This window comes from Serratia sp. CY47280 (assembly GCF_052168655.1).
GTDB lineage: Bacteria > Pseudomonadota > Gammaproteobacteria > Enterobacterales > Enterobacteriaceae > Serratia > Serratia bockelmannii.
The window spans coordinates 110,918-127,366 of sequence record NZ_JBJNMG010000002.1; the positions used below are offsets into that span (position 1 = coordinate 110,918).

At 60.2% G+C, this 16,449-nt stretch carries 14 protein-coding genes; 9 read left to right on the top strand and 5 right to left on the bottom strand.

Translation table 11 applies throughout. The features are described from left to right. The first annotated feature begins 179 nt into the window (after positions 1–179). The 5 genes from phoB to proY all read left to right on the top strand — a co-directional run bounded on the left by phoB (position 180) and on the right by proY (position 6,469). Positions 180–869, top strand: a complete 690-nt coding sequence (phoB, locus tag ACJ8J4_RS09890) for a phosphate response regulator transcription factor PhoB (RefSeq protein ID WP_004940438.1) — start codon at positions 180–182, stop codon at positions 867–869. 24 nt (positions 870–893) lie between these two features. Continuing rightward, positions 894–2,210: a phosphate regulon sensor histidine kinase PhoR gene (phoR, locus tag ACJ8J4_RS09895; RefSeq protein WP_025301740.1), complete on the top strand. Its 1,317-nt coding sequence runs from the start codon at positions 894–896 to the stop codon at positions 2,208–2,210. A 14-nt stretch (positions 2,211–2,224) separates the two neighbouring features. Further along, positions 2,225–3,187, top strand: a complete 963-nt coding sequence (locus tag ACJ8J4_RS09900) for a PstS family phosphate ABC transporter substrate-binding protein (RefSeq protein ID WP_025301741.1) — start codon at positions 2,225–2,227, stop codon at positions 3,185–3,187. Positions 3,188–3,672: 485 nt separating this feature from the next. Next, complete coding sequence (gene brnQ / locus ACJ8J4_RS09905) at positions 3,673–4,989, top strand: branched-chain amino acid transport system II carrier protein (RefSeq protein ID WP_021504688.1); 1,317 nt, start codon at positions 3,673–3,675, stop codon at positions 4,987–4,989. Positions 4,990–5,062: 73 nt separating this feature from the next. Next, the gene (proY, locus tag ACJ8J4_RS09910) at positions 5,063–6,469 is read left to right on the top strand and encodes a proline-specific permease ProY (protein WP_025301743.1); all 1,407 of its coding nucleotides are present in this window, start codon (positions 5,063–5,065) and stop codon (positions 6,467–6,469) included. 32 nt (positions 6,470–6,501) lie between these two features. Here the strand turns inward: proY and ACJ8J4_RS09915 are convergent, their stop codons facing one another. Beyond that, complete coding sequence (locus tag ACJ8J4_RS09915; RefSeq protein ID WP_049209296.1) at positions 6,502–6,765, bottom strand: hypothetical protein; 264 nt, start codon at positions 6,763–6,765, stop codon at positions 6,502–6,504. Between the two features lie 132 nt (positions 6,766–6,897). Continuing rightward, positions 6,898–8,154, bottom strand: coding sequence for a mechanosensitive ion channel family protein (locus tag ACJ8J4_RS09920; RefSeq protein WP_025301745.1), 1,257 nt, complete (start codon positions 8,152–8,154; stop codon positions 6,898–6,900). A gap of 247 nt (positions 8,155–8,401) precedes the next feature. Between ACJ8J4_RS09920 and malZ the strand changes: the two genes are divergently transcribed. Beyond that, a complete protein-coding gene (malZ, locus tag ACJ8J4_RS09925; RefSeq protein WP_197836481.1) occupies positions 8,402–10,225 on the top strand; it encodes a maltodextrin glucosidase in 1,824 nt (607 codons plus the stop codon). 53 nt (positions 10,226–10,278) lie between these two features. Here malZ and ggt read toward each other — a convergent pair whose 3' ends face one another. From ggt to ACJ8J4_RS09940, 3 genes are all read right to left on the bottom strand, one after another. Further along, positions 10,279–12,042: a gamma-glutamyltransferase gene (ggt, locus tag ACJ8J4_RS09930; RefSeq protein ID WP_043135628.1), complete on the bottom strand. Its 1,764-nt coding sequence runs from the start codon at positions 12,040–12,042 to the stop codon at positions 10,279–10,281. A gap of 234 nt (positions 12,043–12,276) precedes the next feature. Beyond that, positions 12,277–12,879 carry a peroxiredoxin C gene (locus ACJ8J4_RS09935; RefSeq protein WP_004940403.1) on the bottom strand — a complete coding sequence of 201 codons (603 nt, stop codon included), beginning with the start codon at positions 12,877–12,879 and terminating at the stop codon, positions 12,277–12,279. A 229-nt stretch (positions 12,880–13,108) separates the two neighbouring features. Further along, positions 13,109–13,690 carry an ACP phosphodiesterase gene (locus ACJ8J4_RS09940; protein WP_149570279.1) on the bottom strand — a complete coding sequence of 194 codons (582 nt, stop codon included), beginning with the start codon at positions 13,688–13,690 and terminating at the stop codon, positions 13,109–13,111. 120 nt (positions 13,691–13,810) lie between these two features. Between ACJ8J4_RS09940 and queA the strand changes: the two genes are divergently transcribed. The 3 genes from queA to yajC all read left to right on the top strand — a co-directional run bounded on the left by queA (position 13,811) and on the right by yajC (position 16,444). Further along, positions 13,811–14,881, top strand: coding sequence for a tRNA preQ1(34) S-adenosylmethionine ribosyltransferase-isomerase QueA (queA, locus tag ACJ8J4_RS09945; protein ID WP_004940394.1), 1,071 nt, complete (start codon positions 13,811–13,813; stop codon positions 14,879–14,881). A 72-nt stretch (positions 14,882–14,953) separates the two neighbouring features. Beyond that, positions 14,954–16,078: a tRNA guanosine(34) transglycosylase Tgt gene (gene tgt / locus ACJ8J4_RS09950; RefSeq protein ID WP_016928877.1), complete on the top strand. Its 1,125-nt coding sequence runs from the start codon at positions 14,954–14,956 to the stop codon at positions 16,076–16,078. A 33-nt stretch (positions 16,079–16,111) separates the two neighbouring features. Continuing rightward, the gene (gene yajC, locus ACJ8J4_RS09955; protein WP_004940391.1) at positions 16,112–16,444 is read left to right on the top strand and encodes a preprotein translocase subunit YajC; all 333 of its coding nucleotides are present in this window, start codon (positions 16,112–16,114) and stop codon (positions 16,442–16,444) included. Positions 16,445–16,449: the final 5 nt, after the last annotated feature.

A 16,449-nucleotide genomic window follows, 5' to 3' on the forward strand; every position in this document is an offset into this window, starting at 1 on the left:
AAAGGCCGCGGCGGCGGCTGTCCCGGCGCAATGATGATGACAACCGGATGATTTTTCTTTACTGCGGGAAATAATCGCTATGCTTACTGCCTATAACAGCCGGTTTTTTTCATAAAAGTGTCACAAAACTGACGCATAATGGCGCCCGAAAAGTCGCTAACACATTGGCAGGATTGACGATGGCAAGACGCATACTGGTGGTGGAAGACGAAGCGCCGATCCGTGAGATGGTGTGCTTTGTGTTGGAACAAAATGGTTACCAACCGTTGGAAGCCGAGGATTATGACAGCGCCGTGACGCGTCTGTCTGAGCCGTTCCCTGATTTGGTGTTGCTTGACTGGATGTTGCCCGGCGGTTCCGGCATTCAGTTTATCAAACATATGAAGCGCGAAGCGCTGACCCGCGATATTCCGGTCATGATGCTGACCGCGCGCGGGGAAGAGGAAGACCGCGTGCGCGGCCTGGAAGTGGGGGCGGATGATTACATTACCAAGCCGTTCTCGCCCAAGGAGCTGGTGGCGCGCATCAAGGCGGTCATGCGCCGCATTTCACCGATGGCGGTGGAAGAAGTGATTGAAATGCAAGGCCTGAGCCTGGACCCGTCCTCCCACCGCGTGATGGCGAACGATCAGGCGTTGGACATGGGGCCGACCGAGTTCAAGCTGCTGCACTTCTTTATGACCCACCCGGAGCGGGTTTATAGCCGTGAGCAGTTGCTTAATCACGTCTGGGGCACTAACGTTTATGTGGAAGACCGTACCGTTGACGTGCATATCCGTCGGCTCCGCAAAGCGTTAGAAACCAGTGGGCATGATAAAATGGTTCAAACCGTTCGGGGCACCGGCTACCGGTTCTCAACGCGCTACTGATCGCGCTGCGCTGGAGAATATGCCGTGTTAGAACGTCTGTCGTGGAAGAGGCTGGCTCTGGAGCTGGCTCTTTTTTGTTTGCCCGCCTTGCTGCTGGGGCTGATTTTCGGTTATCTGCCCTGGTTTCTGCTGGCCTCCGCGCTGGCTGCGCTGGTGTGGAATTTCTACAACCAGCTCAAACTCTCCCATTGGCTGTGGATTGACCGCAGCATGACGCCGCCGCCCGGCCGCTGGAGCTGGGAGCCGCTGTTCTATGGCCTGTATCAGATGCAGCAGCGCAATCGCCGCCGCCGGCGCGAGCTGGCGCTGCTGATCAAGCGCTTTCGCAGCGGGGCCGAATCGTTGCCTGACGCGGTGGTGATGACCACCGTCGAGGGCAATATCTTCTGGTGCAACGGGCTGGCGCAGCATCTGCTCGGCTTCCGCTGGCCGGAAGACAACGGCCAGCACATCCTCAACCTGCTGCGCTATCCGGAATTCAGCCACTATCTGCAACAGCAGGAGTTTTCACGCCCGCTGACGCTGCAGCTGAACAACGAACACTACGTCGAATTCCGCGTGATGCCGTATTCCGAAGGGCAACTGCTGATGGTGGCGCGCGACGTCACCCAGATGCGCCAGCTGGAGGGCGCGCGGCGCAACTTCTTCGCCAACGTCAGCCATGAGCTGCGCACGCCGCTGACGGTGCTGCAGGGCTACCTGGAGATGATGGGTGACGAAGAGCAGGATGGTTCGCTGCGCAGCAAGGCGCTCGGCACCATGCAAGAGCAGACCCGCCGGATGGACGGGCTGGTCAAGCAGTTGCTGACACTGTCGCGCATCGAGGCGGCACCCAATGTCGACATGAACGAGCGCGTGGATATCCCGCTGATGCTGCGGGTGTTGCAGCGCGAGGCGCAGTCGCTGAGCGGCGGCAATCACGAGATCACCTTCCGGGTTAACGAGCAGCTCAACGTGTTCGGTAATGAAGATCAGTTGCGCAGCGCGGTGTCTAACCTGGTGTACAACGCGGTCAACCACACGCCGAAGGGTACCCACATCGAAGTGAGCTGGCAGCAGACGGCGCACGGCGCGCAGTTCCAGGTCAGCGACAACGGGCCGGGCATCGCCGCCGAGCACCTGCCGCGCCTGACCGAGCGTTTTTACCGCGTCGACAAGGCCCGTTCGCGCCAGACCGGCGGCAGCGGGCTGGGGCTGGCGATTGTCAAACACGCGCTCAGCCATCACGATGCGCGGCTGGAGATCCTCAGCGAACCGGGGATCGGCACCCGCTTTATCTTTACCTTACCCAATCGGTTGATTGTTCCCGCCGCTTTATCAGAGAATGCGGTGAAAAATTAACGCGAGACACCGGTATGACCCGAATAACCCGAGGGCTGTTGCTTTGCCTGGCGCTGCTGGCCGGGCGCGGCGCGCTGGCGCAGCCCGACGGCATGCTGGCGGGCAACCTGTCCAGCGTCGGTTCCGACACCCTGGCGAATCTGATGGCGCTATGGGCGCAGGATTTCAGCCAGCATTATCCCAACGTTAACCTGCAGATCCAGGCCGCCGGATCGTCGACCGCGCCGACCGCGTTGGCGGCGGGCGCCGCGCAGCTGGGCCCGATGAGCCGGCCGATGAAGGCCGCCGAGGTTTCGGCGTTCGAACACCGTTACGGCTATGCGCCGCTGGCGGTGCCGGTAGCGGTGGATGCGCTGGTGGTATTGGTGCATCAGGACAACCCGCTGCGCGGCCTCAATCTGCAGCAGCTCGATCGCATTTTCTCCGCCACCCGGCGCTGCGGCGAAAGCAAACCGCTGACGCGCTGGGGCGAGCTGGGGCTGAGTGGCGACTGGGCGACGCGTTCGCTGCAGCGTTTCGGCCGCAACTCGGCGTCCGGCACCTACGGCTATTTCAAACTGCGTGCGCTGTGCGGCGGCGATTTTATGCCGCGCGTCAATGAGCTGCCCGGTTCAGCCTCGGTGGTGCAGGCGGTGGCCGGTTCGCTCAACGGCATCGGCTACGCCAGCATCGGTTTTCGCGCCAGCGGCGTGCGGCTGCTGCCGTTGGCGGAGTCGGGAGAGGACTATGTTGCCCCTACCGCCGCCAACGTGCGCAACGATCGCTACCCGCTGTCGCGCTATCTGTATATCTACATCAACAAAGCCCCTAATCAACCGCTGGAGCCGCTGACCGCCGCGTTCCTCGACCGCGTGCTGTCGACTGCCGGGCAGAGCCTGGTCAATCACGACGGCTATCTGCCGCTGCCGCCGGGCGCCCTGCAGAAGACCCGTCAGGCGCTTGGGTTGCCACCGCTCGCGCCGGCCATGATGAAATAACCGACAAAATGCGACGTAATTTTCGCCTTTTTTCACGGCCAAACGAAGCTCGTGCCACGCGAAAATCGGGCTTATATTGGCGTTTTCGCGCGGTAAAGTGATATATGCTTCACGTTTCGTGAATCTGCTGTTCAAAAATGATACAAATCATGTAGTGTATATTTATTGATAGCCAATATGATCGACTGGTGGCTAAAGTTTATATGGTCGATAGCTCTGCTTTTCGCCGTGCGTCTTGCCTTGAAGCGCTATAAACGTTTACCTTAGCCCTCGTTGTCGGATTAAACCTCCATTTTTATAACTCCTAAAATTTTGCCCATCTTCATGAGCGGCCACTTTCGAATAGGGACATAAACGCCGGATCGACTGCGTTTAGGGTGCTTATTTGGCGCTGCAACGTTAGGGCATGCCGGCAACCGGGTGGGGCGTTACGCCACCACGCTATCGGACCCTTTTTTTCATTTGAACAGGCAACACGACATCGTATGAGTCATCGTTTAACGTCAAAAGATATCCTGGCACTGGGTTTCATGACCTTTGCCTTATTCGTTGGGGCCGGGAACATCATCTTCCCGCCGATGGTCGGCTTGCAGTCCGGTGAACACGTCTGGACCGCAGCGCTGGGCTTCCTGATCACCGCCGTGGGTCTGCCGGTCATCACCGTCATCGCGTTGGCGCGCGTCGGCGGCGGCATCGACGCCCTCAGTTCGCCGATCGGCCGCGGCGCCGGCCTGCTGCTGGCGACCGTCTGCTACCTGGCCGTCGGCCCGCTGTTCGCCACGCCGCGCACCGCCACCGTGTCCTTCGAAGTGGGCATCGCCCCGCTGACCGGCGACGGGGCCATGCCGCTGTTCATCTACAGCCTGGTGTACTTCGCGCTGGTGATCGGCATCTCTCTGTATCCGGGTCGCCTGCTCGATACCGTCGGCCATGTGCTGGCGCCGCTGAAGATCGTCGCGCTGGCCGTACTGGGCATCGCCGCGCTGCTGTGGCCTGCCGGTGCGCCGATTCCGGCGACGACGGCTTATCAGAGCGTGCCTTTCTCCTCCGGCTTCGTTAACGGCTATCTGACCATGGATACGCTGGGCGCGCTGGTGTTCGGCATCGTTATCGTCAACGCGGCGCGTTCGCGCGGCGTGAAAGACGCCGGTTTGTTGACCCGCTACACCATTCTGGCCGGTTTGATCGCCGGCGTGGGCCTGACGCTGGTGTACCTGAGCCTGTTCAAGCTGGGCTCCGGCAGCGGCGCGCTGGTGCCTGACGCCACCAACGGCGCGGTGATCCTGCACGCTTACGTTCAGAACACCTTCGGCGGTTTGGGCAGCTTCTTCCTGGCGGCGCTGATCTTCATCGCCTGCATGGTGACCGCGGTAGGCCTGACCTGCGCCTGCGCCGAGTTCTTCGCGCAATATCTGCCGTTCTCGTACAAGACGCTGGTGTTTATCCTGGGCCTGTTCTCGATGGTGGTGTCCAACCTCGGCCTGAGCCACCTGATCCAGATCTCCATTCCGGTGCTGACCGCGATTTACCCGCCGTGCATCGTGCTGGTGGTGCTGAGCTTCACCCTGCGTTGGTGGCACAGCGCGCCGCGCATCATCGCGCCGGTGATGCTTGTCAGCCTGTTGTTTGGTATCCTTGACGCGGTGAAAGCGTCCAGCTTCCAGCAGCTGCTGCCGGCCTGGACCACTCACCTGCCGCTGGCGGAGCAGGGGTTGGCATGGTTGCCGCCTTCGCTGCTGATGCTGGCGCTGGTCGCGATTTATGATCGGGTGTGCACGCGTTCCCAAGTGACCGCGCACTGATAATCCCCCGGCTTAATCTAGGGCCACGGACATGTCCGTGGCTTTTTTACGTTTAAAACTATGGGTCATTTTCATGCAACAACAGTCACCCACCACTGTCCCCGACAATAAGCTGAAACGCGGCCTCAGCACGCGTCATATCCGCTTTATGGCGTTGGGGTCAGCCATCGGCACCGGCTTGTTCTACGGCTCGGCGGACGCCATCAAAATGGCCGGCCCGAGCGTGCTGCTGGCTTACCTGATCGGCGGCATCGTGGCCTTCATCATCATGCGCGCATTGGGGGAGATGTCGGTCAACAACCCGCAGGCCAGCTCATTTTCCCGCTACGCGCAGGACTACCTCGGCCCGATGGCGGGTTACATCACCGGCTGGACTTACTGCTTTGAAATCCTGATTGTCGCCATCGCCGACGTGACCGCTTTCGGCATCTATATGGGGGTCTGGTTCCCGGAAGTGCCGCACTGGATCTGGGTGCTGAGCGTGGTGCTGATCATTGGCGCCATCAACCTGATGAGCGTCAAGGTATTCGGCGAACTGGAATTCTGGTTCTCGTTCTTCAAGGTCGCCACCATCATCATCATGATCGCGGCCGGTATCGGCATCATCATCTGGGGTATCGGCAACGGCGGGCAACCGACCGGTATTCATAACCTGTGGTCGAACGGCGGCTTCTTCAGCAACGGCTTTATCGGCATGATCCTGTCGCTGCAGCTGGTGATGTTCGCTTACGGCGGCATTGAAATTATCGGTATTACCGCCGGCGAAGCCAAAGATCCGAAAAAATCGATACCCAAAGCCATCAACTCGGTGCCGTGGCGCATTCTGGTGTTCTACGTCGGCACGCTGTTCGTCATTATGTCTATCTACCCGTGGAACCAGGTGGGTACCAACGGCAGCCCGTTCGTGCTGACCTTCCAGCATATGGGCATCACCGTGGCGGCGGGCATTCTCAACTTCGTGGTGATTACCGCGTCGCTGTCGGCGATCAACAGCGACGTGTTCGGCGTCGGCCGCATGCTGCACGGCATGGCTGAGCAGGGCCACGCGCCGAAAATGTTCAGCAAGGTGTCGAAGCGCGGTATTCCCTGGGTGACGGTGGTGGTGATGATGCTGGCGCTGCTGCTGGCGGTATACCTCAACTACATCATGCCGGAGAGTGTGTTCCTGGTGATCGCGTCCCTGGCGACCTTCGCCACCGTGTGGGTGTGGATCATGATCCTGTTCTCCCAAATCGCCTTCCGTCGCAGCCTGAGCAAAGAGCAGGTGAAGCAGCTGGCGTTCCCGCTGCGCGGCGGGGTATTCACCTCGGTGGTGGCCATCGTGTTCCTGGTGTTCATCATCGGTCTGATCGGCTACTTCCCGACCACGCGCGTCTCGCTGTACGCCGGCCTGGTCTGGGTGGTATTGCTGCTGGCGGGATACTGGTTCAAGGTCAACCATCAGAAAAAACGCGCGCCGTTGGCGACGCAGCAAGACTAAATGGAAAAACACCGGCTAAGGCCGGTGTTTTTTTAGCGTTGGTCTTCCACTTCATCCTCCCCGGCGGCGCGCGCTTCGATACGCATGTCGCCGCCGTTAAGGCGTTCTTCCTCCTCCTCGCCGGCGCAGCGCGCCAGCACTTCGCGAATGTCCTGCATATTGCTGCTGAGCGCGCTCAGCGAAGGTTGCAGATTGCGGGGCATGCGGCTTTCGTCCAGCGAAGCGCTGTGCAGGCAGCCGATAAACAGCAGGGTGGCCATCAGGGTAAACAACCGGTGACGTAACCGTTTCAGCAAGGGCTTTCCCTCTCGGTAGTGAAGGTGATGGCGCATTAACGCCGTTTTCGCCGGGGAAAAGAAGGGGATGGAGATATCTGCTGGTAATTGAAAGAGAATAATTACCAGCAGACACAATTACGTCAGCCGACGTCAGGAAGCGTTCGCGCTTTGTTGCAGCATGCCGCGCAGGTCATTGCCGGTTGGCGTTTGATGCACGCGCAGGCCGAACTCGTCGATCACCGCCAGGATATGGTCGAAAATATCCGCCTGAATGCTTTCGTACTCCGCCCAGACCGTGGTGTTGGTAAAGGCGTAGATTTCCAGCGGCAGGCCCTCCGGCGTCGGCGCCAGCTGGCGCACCATCAGCGTCATATTCTGGTGAATGCGCGGGTGAGCGCGCAGGTAGGCTTCCAGATAGGCGCGCAGCGTGCCGAGGTTGGTCAGGCGGCGGCCGTTGAGCGGCGAGGCCAGATCGACGGCGATCTCCTGGTTATGCTGGCTCAGCTCCTGGGTCTTGACGTTCAGGTAGCTGTGCAGCAGCGGGTTGCGCTGCAGGCGGCGCTGTTCCTCTTCCGACAGGAAGTGCACGCTGCCGGTGTCGATATTCAGGCTGCGCTTGATGCGGCGCCCGCCGGATTCCGACATCGACCGCCAGTTCTTGAACGAGTCGGAGATCAGCGCGTAGGTAGGAATAGTGGTGACGGTGTTGTCCCAGTTACGCACTTTGACCGTGGTCAGGCCGATGTCGGTGACCGCGCCGTCGGCGCCGTATTTCGGCATTTCCAGCCAGTCGCCGATCTTCAGCATATCGTTGGCGGAGAGCTGAATGCCGGCCACCAGCCCGAGGATCGGATCCTTGAACACCAACATCAAGACCGCGGTCATGGCACCCAGGCCGCTGAGCAGCAGCAGCGGCGATTTGCCCATCAGCAACGAAACGATCATGATGCCGATCAGGATCGCCGCCACCAGTTTCAGGCCCTGGAAAATGCCGCGCAGCGGCAGCTGATTGGCGATCGGACTTTGGCGCAGCAGCGCCAGCAGCGTATCCAGCAGCGAGAACAGCGACAGCAGGGTGAAGGCGAGGATCCACACCTGCGCGGCGGTGACGATCACCGCCTGGGTTTGGCTGCCGCTCTGCAACCACAGCGTCGCCTGGATGCTGATGATCACCCCTTGCAGCAGCAGCGCCACGCGCTGGAACAGTTTGTATTGGGTGATGGCCTGTTGCCAGACGCGCTGCGATTGCTGGCCGCGGCGCTGAAGGGCGGCCAACACCACCCGGTGCAGCACCAGGTGGATCACCACCGAGATCAGGACAATCAACCCCAATACCATCAACAGCGACATCACTCCGCCGAATTCCAAACCAAACTGTTCCAGCCAGCGCGTTATCTGTTGTTGCATTACCGCTCCTTAAAAAATGCGCAAAAAATATCCTGTAAGCTCAAAACGCGTTAGCCTAAGGGGTAACGTGAAGGATTTGTGCCTGTTTACCTTTTTTTACATCGAGTTAGCGTTATTTTTCGGTCTCCGCCCCCCGGCTCATCCCTGGGTTTTGCGGCCAGAGAGGAGGGGGAGTTGCACTTAACGTGGCATTGTTCGCTTCTTGAAGAACGCCGTCGATTTCGTTTGGTACAGCAGGAGAAACAGTATGCTTAACGCCTGGCATCAACCGGTCCCGCCTTTTGTGGTGAAGCAAGGGCAACGTTTGGATATCACGCTGTGGTTACAGGGGGATGAACTGCCGGAACGGGTGTTTTTGCGCGCCGAACCGGACAACGAAGAGTGGCTGCTGGTGATGAAAGCGCAGCGCTACGAGGGGATGCGGCGCTACCAGGCCAGCCTGACGCTGAATGAGGGCGAGCCGACGCGGCGTTACTGCTTCAAGCTGCTGTGGGCCGATCGCCAGCAGTGGTTCGGCCCGCAGGGCTGGTCGCCAACGCCGCCGGGCCAGCTGGCGCAGTTCGCCGTCGACGAGCCCGACCATGGCCCCGAGTGGGTGGCGGATCAGCTGTTCTACCAGATTTTCCCCGATCGCTTCGCCAGCAGCGGCGGCGAGCACGGCATCCAAAGCGGCAGCTACCGCCATCACGCGGCCGGTGCCGAGGTGATTCGGCGCGACTGGCAGCATCCGCTGGAGGATCGTCACGCCGCCTCGACCTTTTACGGCGGCGATCTGGACGGCATCTGCGCCAAACTGCCGTATTTGCAGCAGCTGGGCGTGACGGCGCTGTATCTGAACCCGATTTTTACCGCGCCGAGCGTACATAAGTACGATACCGAGGACTATTACCAGGTCGATCCGCACTTCGGCGGCAACGCGGCGCTGCAGCGTTTGCGAGTGAGCACTCACAAGGTGGGCATGAAACTGGTGCTGGACGGGGTCTTCAACCACACCGGTGACTCGCATCCGTGGTTCGACCGCCATCGTCAGGGCGAAAACGGCGCCTGTCACCATCCCGATTCGCCGTATCGCGGCTGGTTCAACTTTTACCCGGACGGCCGCGCGCTCGACTGGAAGGGCAACGCCAGCCTGCCGAAGCTCAACTTCGCCGAGCCGCAGGTGGCGGAAGCGATCTATCGCGGGGAAGGCAGCGTGGTGCGCCACTGGCTGCGCCCGCCGTACAGCATCGACGGTTGGCGGCTGGACGTGGTGCACATGCTAGGGGAGAACGGCGGTGCCACCGGCAACCTGCACCACCTGGCTGGCATCTATCAGGCGGTGAAGCAGGAGAATCCGCAGGCCTACGTCTTGGGCGAGCACTTCGGCGACGCGCGCCGCTGGCTGCACGCCGGCGTGGAGGATGCGGCGATGAACTACATGGGCTTTGCGCTGCCAGTGCGGGCGTTCTTGGCGGGGCTGGACGTGGCCTATCACCCGGTGCGGCTGGACGCCGCCGGGTGCGCGCAGTGGATGGACGGCTACCGCGCGGGGCTGCCGCACGGCCGCCAGCTGATCCAGTTCAATCAGCTGGACAGCCACGATACCGCGCGTTTCCTCACGCTGTTGCAGGGGAACGCGGCGCGCATGCAGATGGCGGCGGTGTGGTTGCTGAGCTGGATCGGCGTGCCTTGTCTCTATTACGGCGATGAGATTGGCCTGGACGGCGGCAACGATCCGTTCTGCCGCAAGCCGTTCCCGTGGGACGTCGGTGACTGGGAGCGGCCGCTGCTGGCGCTGTTCCAGCGTATGGCGGCGCTGCGTAAACAGAGCCTGGCGCTGCGTCGCGGCGGCTGTCAGGTGCTGTACGCCAGCGGAGAAACGCTGGTGTTCGTGCGCCTGTATCAGCAGGAGCAGGTGTTGGTGGCGCTGCAGCGCGACGGCAGCGGCCAGGCGCAGCTGCCGCACAACCCGCTGTTGGCCCGTGGCCCGTGGCGGCGTGTGGAAGGGCGGGGAGAGTTGAGCGAAACGGCCGGCGGGCTGCGCCTGCAGCTGGCGGAAGAGTCGGCCACCGTGTGGCGGTATGAAGGCTAAGGGAACTGGGGGGGCCGAAGGGCCCCCGCGATCAAGGTGAGTGGGCGTTTACATCAGTAACCGACCGCGGAGCCTGCCGGGCGACGCACGTCGTTGGCGCCGTACAGGTAGCCTTCACGCACTTTACCGGAAACCGCCGAATCGTTGCCGGAGTTGGCCGGGCTGACGCCCGCCGCGCCCGGCAAACCGACCAGAATCAGTTCGGCGGCGCCCCACGGCGTTTGCTCGACCATCTTATAGCCCATGCCGCTCAGCAGCTTCAGCGTATCGGCGGAAACGCCGCGCTGTTCGTAGTACACCTCATCCGGCAACCATTGGTGATGGATGCGCGGTGCGTCCACCGCTTCCTGCGGCGCCATACCGTGGTCGATCACGTTCAACGCGGTCTGCAGGGTGATGGTGATGATGCGTGAGCCGCCCGGCGAGCCCAGCACCATAAAAATCTTGTTGTCCTTGGTCACCAGCGTCGGGCTCATCGACGATAGTGGGCGCTTACCGGGGGCAATGCTGTTGGCGGTGCCTTGCACCAGCCCGTACAGGTTTTTCTCGCCCACTTTCACCGTGAAGTCGTCCATCTCGTCGTTGAGGAAGAAGCCGGTGCCCGGTGCGATCACCACGGCGCCGAAGCGGCCGTTGACGGTATAGGTGGTGGAGACCGCGTTGCCGTCGTGGTCGACGATCGAATAATGGGTGGTTTCCGGCTTCTCATGCGGTTCCATGCCGGGCTGTACGTTTTCCGACGGCGTGGCCTTGTCCGCGACGATTTTCTTGCGGATCTGCTCGGCGTAGCTCTTGCTCACCAGCCGGTCGATCGGGTTCTTGATGAATTCCGGGTCGCCGAGGTAGGTGTTGCGATCCATGTAGGCATGGCGCATCGCTTCGGTCATGGTGTGAATGGCCGCCGCCGAGTTGAAGCCCATGCTTTTCAGGTCATAGCCTTCCACCACGTTGAGGATTTCGCACAGCGTGACGCCACCTGAGCTGGGAGGCGGCGCCGACACGAACTTGTAGCCGCGATAGCTGCAGGTGATCGGCGGCGTTTCGGTGACCTTGTAGTCGGCGAAGTCGGCGGCGGTCAAAATGCCGCCGCCCTGTTTGGCCGCCGCCTCCACCGCCTGTGGGATCTTGCCTTTGTAGAAGGCGTCGGTTCCCCCTTTGGCGATGGCTTCCAGCGTATTGGCCAGATCGGTTTGCACCAGTTTGTCCCCCGGCTGCAGCGGGCTGCCGTCCGGGCGCAGGAAGATTTTGGCCGACTCGGGATCCTGTTTGAAGCGCGCGATGGTGGTGTCGAGGATATCGGTATCGGCGCGGGTCAGCACAAAGCCTTCGCGCGCCAGCCTGATCGCCGGCGCCAGCACCTGTTCGCGGCTCAGCTTGCCGTACTTCTCACGCGCGGTTTCCATCCCCAGCACGGTGCCCGGCACGCCCGCCGCCAGATAGCCGTACAGGCTGGCGTCTTTCTTCACCTTGCCGTCGGCATCCAGATACATGTTGGCGCTGGCCGCCGCCGGTGCAGTTTCGCGGAAGTTGATGAAGGTATCGGTACCGTCCGCCAGGTGGACGGTCATAAAGCCGCCGCCGCCGATGTTGCCGCAGCAGGGGTTCACCACCGCTTGCGCATAGCCGACCGCCACGGCGGCGTCGATGGCGTTGCCGCCCATCTTCAGGATATCCACCCCGACCTGCGAAGCCAGATGCTGCGAGGTGACCACCATGCCGTTTTTGGCTTCCACCGCTGGGTTGGATGCCGCATACAGGCTGCCGCTGACCAGCAGCGCCGCCATGGTCAGGGGTTTGCTCCATTTCTGTAAAAACATAGTTATTCCTACCCTGTCAGTTTTTTATTGTGTTGTGTTTGCTTGCCACTGTTCGCTTGCAAAGCGCGAGCCAGCGTTATTGATAGTAGCCGCAGATGGGCATTCGCGCGGCGAACTGGGCGGGAAATGTGAGCGGAAACAGGGAAATAAAGCACTGAAGGCGGGCGGTCTGCCCCAAAAAGGGGCATAAAAAAACCGGCCGCGTGGGCCGGTTGATTCACTATCAGGCTGAAATTACAGCTTGGCAGCGTTTTCAGACAGGTATTTTGCCACGCCGTCTGGGGAAGCGCCCATACCTGCTTTGCCTTTTTCCCACTGAGCCGGGCACACTTCACCGTGCTCTTCGTGGAATTGCAGCGCGTCAACGGTACGGATCATTTCGTCGATGTTACGGCCGATTGGCAGGTCGTTAACAACCTGAGCACGCACGATGCCGTCTTTGTCGATCAGGAAGGAGCCGCGCAGCGCAACGCCAGCTTCCGGGTGTTCGATGCCGTAAGCTTTCTGGATTTCACGCTTAACGTCAGCAACCATTGCGTATTTCACTTCACCGATGCCGCCTTTGTCGACAGGGGTTTTACGCCATGCGTTGTGGACGAATTCTGAGTCGAAGGAAACGCCAACCACTTCAACGCCACGCTTCTGGAACTCTTCATAGCGGTGATCGAAAGCGATCAGCTCGGAAGGGCATACGAAGGTGAAGTCCATTGGCCAGAAGAACAGCACGGCTGGTTTGCCGTTCAGGTGCTTCTTCAGGTTGAAGTTTTCAACGATTTCGCCGCTACCCAGTACGGCAGCTGCAGTGAAGTCAGGGGCTTGACGAGTTACCAGGACCATAATTACTCCTGTAATAGGTGTTAAAGGGTGGATGTAAAAACAAGGGCCAGTATAGGGGCCACAACTTGGCGAATAAAGGGCAAAAGACCAATCGATGAGATAGCTTTTACCTATTAAATTCATTAATTAAATTTGACAGGCTTTAAAAATAACCTTTTCCCACAAAAGGGCAAGCGGCAAAGCGTAAATTCTTGCAAGGCGCTGCAATTTCAAACGCTTGAGCTTGACCTCAGAGCGTTTTTTCCTTCGCCTGCTGCATCATTTGCGGATAAAACTGCCAGAATTGTGTTTCAAGCTGATGATAATGTCGCTCGACGTCGGCGAACGAGCCTGCCAGGGCATCGAGGCGCGGACGGCGGCTGGCCATGCCCTGCAGCACCCGGGCGATGAACGGCAATTCGGCGTAGCGTTCCAGCCAGCGTTCCGGCCACAGATAGCCGTTCAGGTTCTGAAAGCGTGGCGGCGTGAGCGGCAGGTAAGGTTCGATCTGGCTGCGGGCTTCCTGGGTAAACTGGTGCAGGTCGCGTGAGGGCTCCAACTGCTGCCAGTGGCGCGCCAAAAAATGGTCCCACACCACGTCGAGGGTGATCGGCGCCACGCGGCGGTAGGGGGCGCTGAAATAGTCGCGGCAGGCTTTGACCTGCGGCAGGCTGTCGGTCAGCACGTCGACGCGACGGTGCATCATGATGCCGGCCACCACGTCGGACTGGTAGTCGGCGGCGGGGTTGCCACGCACGAAATCGGCCAGCAGGTTGCCCAGCAGCGAGCTGTCCGCCAGCATGGCCAGGTGAAGATGAGCGAGAAAATTCATCCCTCAACTATACCCGAAGTCAGGCAAATCCTCCTTATTTCTTGCCGCTGACCGCCCCCGGCTTTAGACTAGGCCGCCTGTTTTTTACCAACCAGCCATAAATTGAAGAAGTGAATACCCATGCGCGTCGCTGATTTTTCGTTTGAACTTCCCGAATCCCTGATTGCCCACTATCCCCAGGCCGAACGCAGCGCATGCCGCCTGCTGCAGCTGGACGGGCCGAGCGGGGCGCTGACGCACGGCGTATTCACCGATCTGCTGGATAAGCTGGAAGCCGGCGACCTGCTGGTGTTCAACAATACCCGCGTGATCCCGGCGCGCATGTTCGGCCGCAAGGTCAGCGGTGGCAAGATAGAAGTGCTGGTGGAGCGCGTGCTGGACGACCATCGCGTGCTGGCGCACGTGCGCGCGTCGAAAGCGCCCAAGCCGGGCGCCGAGCTGCTGTTGGGGGATGATGAGAGCATCGCCGCTACCATGGTGGCGCGCCACGAGACGCTGTTCGAGCTGCGCTTCAACGACGAACGCGATGTATTCACCATTCTCAACGCGGCCGGCCACATGCCGCTGCCGCCTTATATCGCTCGCCCGGATGAAGACGCCGACCGTGAGCTGTATCAGACGGTCTACAGCGAGAAACCGGGCGCGGTCGCCGCGCCGACCGCCGGCCTGCACTTCGACGAACCGCTGCTGGCGGCGCTGCGCGCCAAAGGCGTGGAAATGGCGTTCGTGACGCTGCACGTCGGCGCCGGCACCTTCCAGCCGGTGCGCGTGGAAACCATCGAAGATCACGTGATGCACGCCGAATACGCCGAAGTGCCGCAGGAGGTGGTGGATGCGGTACTGGCCTGCAAAGCGCGCGGCAAGCGCGTCGTGGCGGTGGGCACCACCTCGGTGCGTTCGCTGGAAAGCGCCGCTGCGGCCAGCAAAGAGGCGCTGATTGCGCCGTTCTTCGGCGACACCAGCATCTTTATCTATCCGGGCTATCACTACCAGGTGATCGACGCGCTGGTGACCAATTTCCACCTGCCGGAGTCCACCCTGATCATGCTGGTGTCGGCCTTCGCGGGCTACAAAAATACCATGAACGCCTATCAGCAGGCGGTGGCCGAGCAGTACCGCTTTTTCAGCTACGGCGATGCGATGTTCATCAGCCGTAATCCGCAGGCGGAAAACGAGTCCGTCGGCGGTTAATTTCCCGGGCTGCGCCCACGGCGCGGCCCCGTTTCAACGACATCAGACTGTTTCTCTGATGCTGGAGGCTTTGTGAAGTACGAACTACAAACTACCGATGGCCGCGCACGCCGCGGCCGCCTGATTTTCGACCGTGGCGTGGTGGAAACCCCGGCCTTTATGCCGGTCGGCACCTACGGCACGGTCAAGGGCATGACGCCGGAAGAAGTGAAAGAAACCGGCGCGCAGATCCTGCTGGGCAACACCTTCCACCTGTGGCTGCGCCCTGGCCAGGAGATCATGAAACTGCACGGCGATCTGCATGATTTCATGCAGTGGCCGGGCCCGATCCTCACCGACTCCGGCGGTTTTCAGGTGTTCAGCCTGGGGGCGATGCGCAAGATCAAAGAGGAAGGCGTGTACTTCCGCAACCCGATCAACGGCGACAAGGTGTTCCTGAGCCCGGAAAAATCGATGGAAATCCAGTATGACCTGGGTTCCGACATCGTGATGATTTTCGATGAATGTACGCCGTACCCGGCCGACTGGGACTACGCCAAGCGTTCGATGGAAATGTCGCTGCGTTGGGCGCAGCGCAGCCGCCAGCGTTTCGACGAGCTGGAAAATAAAAATGCGCTGTTCGGCATCATTCAGGGCGGCGTTTACGAAGATTTACGTGATGTTTCCGTCAAAGGGCTGGTGGATATCGGCTTTGACGGGTACGCTGTGGGCGGCTTGGCTGTAGGCGAGCCGAAAGAGGATATGCATCGCATTCTTGAACACGTTTGCCCGCAAATTCCGGAAGATAAGCCACGCTATTTGATGGGCGTCGGCAAGCCGGAAGATTTGGTGGAAGGCGTGCGCCGCGGCATCGACATGTTCGACTGCGTCATGCCGACCCGCAACGCCCGCAACGGCCATTTGTTCGTGACTGACGGTGTGGTAAAAATCCGTAATGCCAAGCACAAGGATGATACTTCTCCGCTGGATAAGGACTGTGATTGCTACACGTGTCGCCATTACAGCCGCGCCTACTTGCACCATCTCGACCGTTGCAACGAAATATTGGGTGCTCGACTGAACACAATTCATAACCTGCGTCACTACCAGCGCCTGATGGCGGGTTTACGCCAGGCTATCGAAGAGGGTAAATTAGAGCAGTTTGTTGCGGATTTCTATGGTCGGATCGGCAAGCCGATTCCGCCTTTAAACGCTTGATCTAATAATTGATAACTTAATGAGGGAATTTCAATGAGCTTTTTCATTTCTGACGCCGTCGCATCCGCAGGGGCTCCGGCTCAGGGAAGCCCGTACTCTCTGATCATTATGCTGGTGGTGTTCGGCCTGATCTTCTACTTCATGATCCTGCGCCCACAGCAGAAACGCGCGAAAGATCACAAGAAGCTGATGGACTCCATCGGTAAAGGCGACGAAGTGCTGACCACCGGCGGCCTGATCGGTCGTGTGACCAAAGTGGCCGACACCGGCATCATCGCCATCGCGCTGAACGACACCACGGAAGTGATGATCAAGCGTGACTTCGTGGCGGCCGTTCTGCCGAAAGGTACCATGAAGGCCCTGTAATCTTT

What these genes read in the sequence shown, in the direction of transcription:
- ggt (WP_043135628.1), bottom strand. Translation starts at nt 12,042, where the DNA reads ATGTTTTTACAGAAATGGAGCAAACCCCTGACCATGGCGGCGCTGCTG.
- malZ (WP_197836481.1), top strand. Translation starts at nt 8,402, where the DNA reads ATGCTTAACGCCTGGCATCAACCGGTCCCGCCTTTTGTGGTGAAGCAA.
- phoB (WP_004940438.1), top strand. Translation starts at nt 180, where the DNA reads ATGGCAAGACGCATACTGGTGGTGGAAGACGAAGCGCCGATCCGTGAG.
- brnQ (WP_021504688.1), top strand. Translation starts at nt 3,673, where the DNA reads ATGAGTCATCGTTTAACGTCAAAAGATATCCTGGCACTGGGTTTCATG.
- ACJ8J4_RS09940 (WP_149570279.1), bottom strand. Translation starts at nt 13,690, where the DNA reads ATGAATTTTCTCGCTCATCTTCACCTGGCCATGCTGGCGGACAGCTCG.
- ACJ8J4_RS09900 (WP_025301741.1), top strand. Translation starts at nt 2,225, where the DNA reads ATGACCCGAATAACCCGAGGGCTGTTGCTTTGCCTGGCGCTGCTGGCC.
- proY (WP_025301743.1), top strand. Translation starts at nt 5,063, where the DNA reads ATGCAACAACAGTCACCCACCACTGTCCCCGACAATAAGCTGAAACGC.
- yajC (WP_004940391.1), top strand. Translation starts at nt 16,112, where the DNA reads ATGAGCTTTTTCATTTCTGACGCCGTCGCATCCGCAGGGGCTCCGGCT.
- ACJ8J4_RS09920 (WP_025301745.1), bottom strand. Translation starts at nt 8,154, where the DNA reads ATGCAACAACAGATAACGCGCTGGCTGGAACAGTTTGGTTTGGAATTC.
- ACJ8J4_RS09935 (WP_004940403.1), bottom strand. Translation starts at nt 12,879, where the DNA reads ATGGTCCTGGTAACTCGTCAAGCCCCTGACTTCACTGCAGCTGCCGTA.
- queA (WP_004940394.1), top strand. Translation starts at nt 13,811, where the DNA reads ATGCGCGTCGCTGATTTTTCGTTTGAACTTCCCGAATCCCTGATTGCC.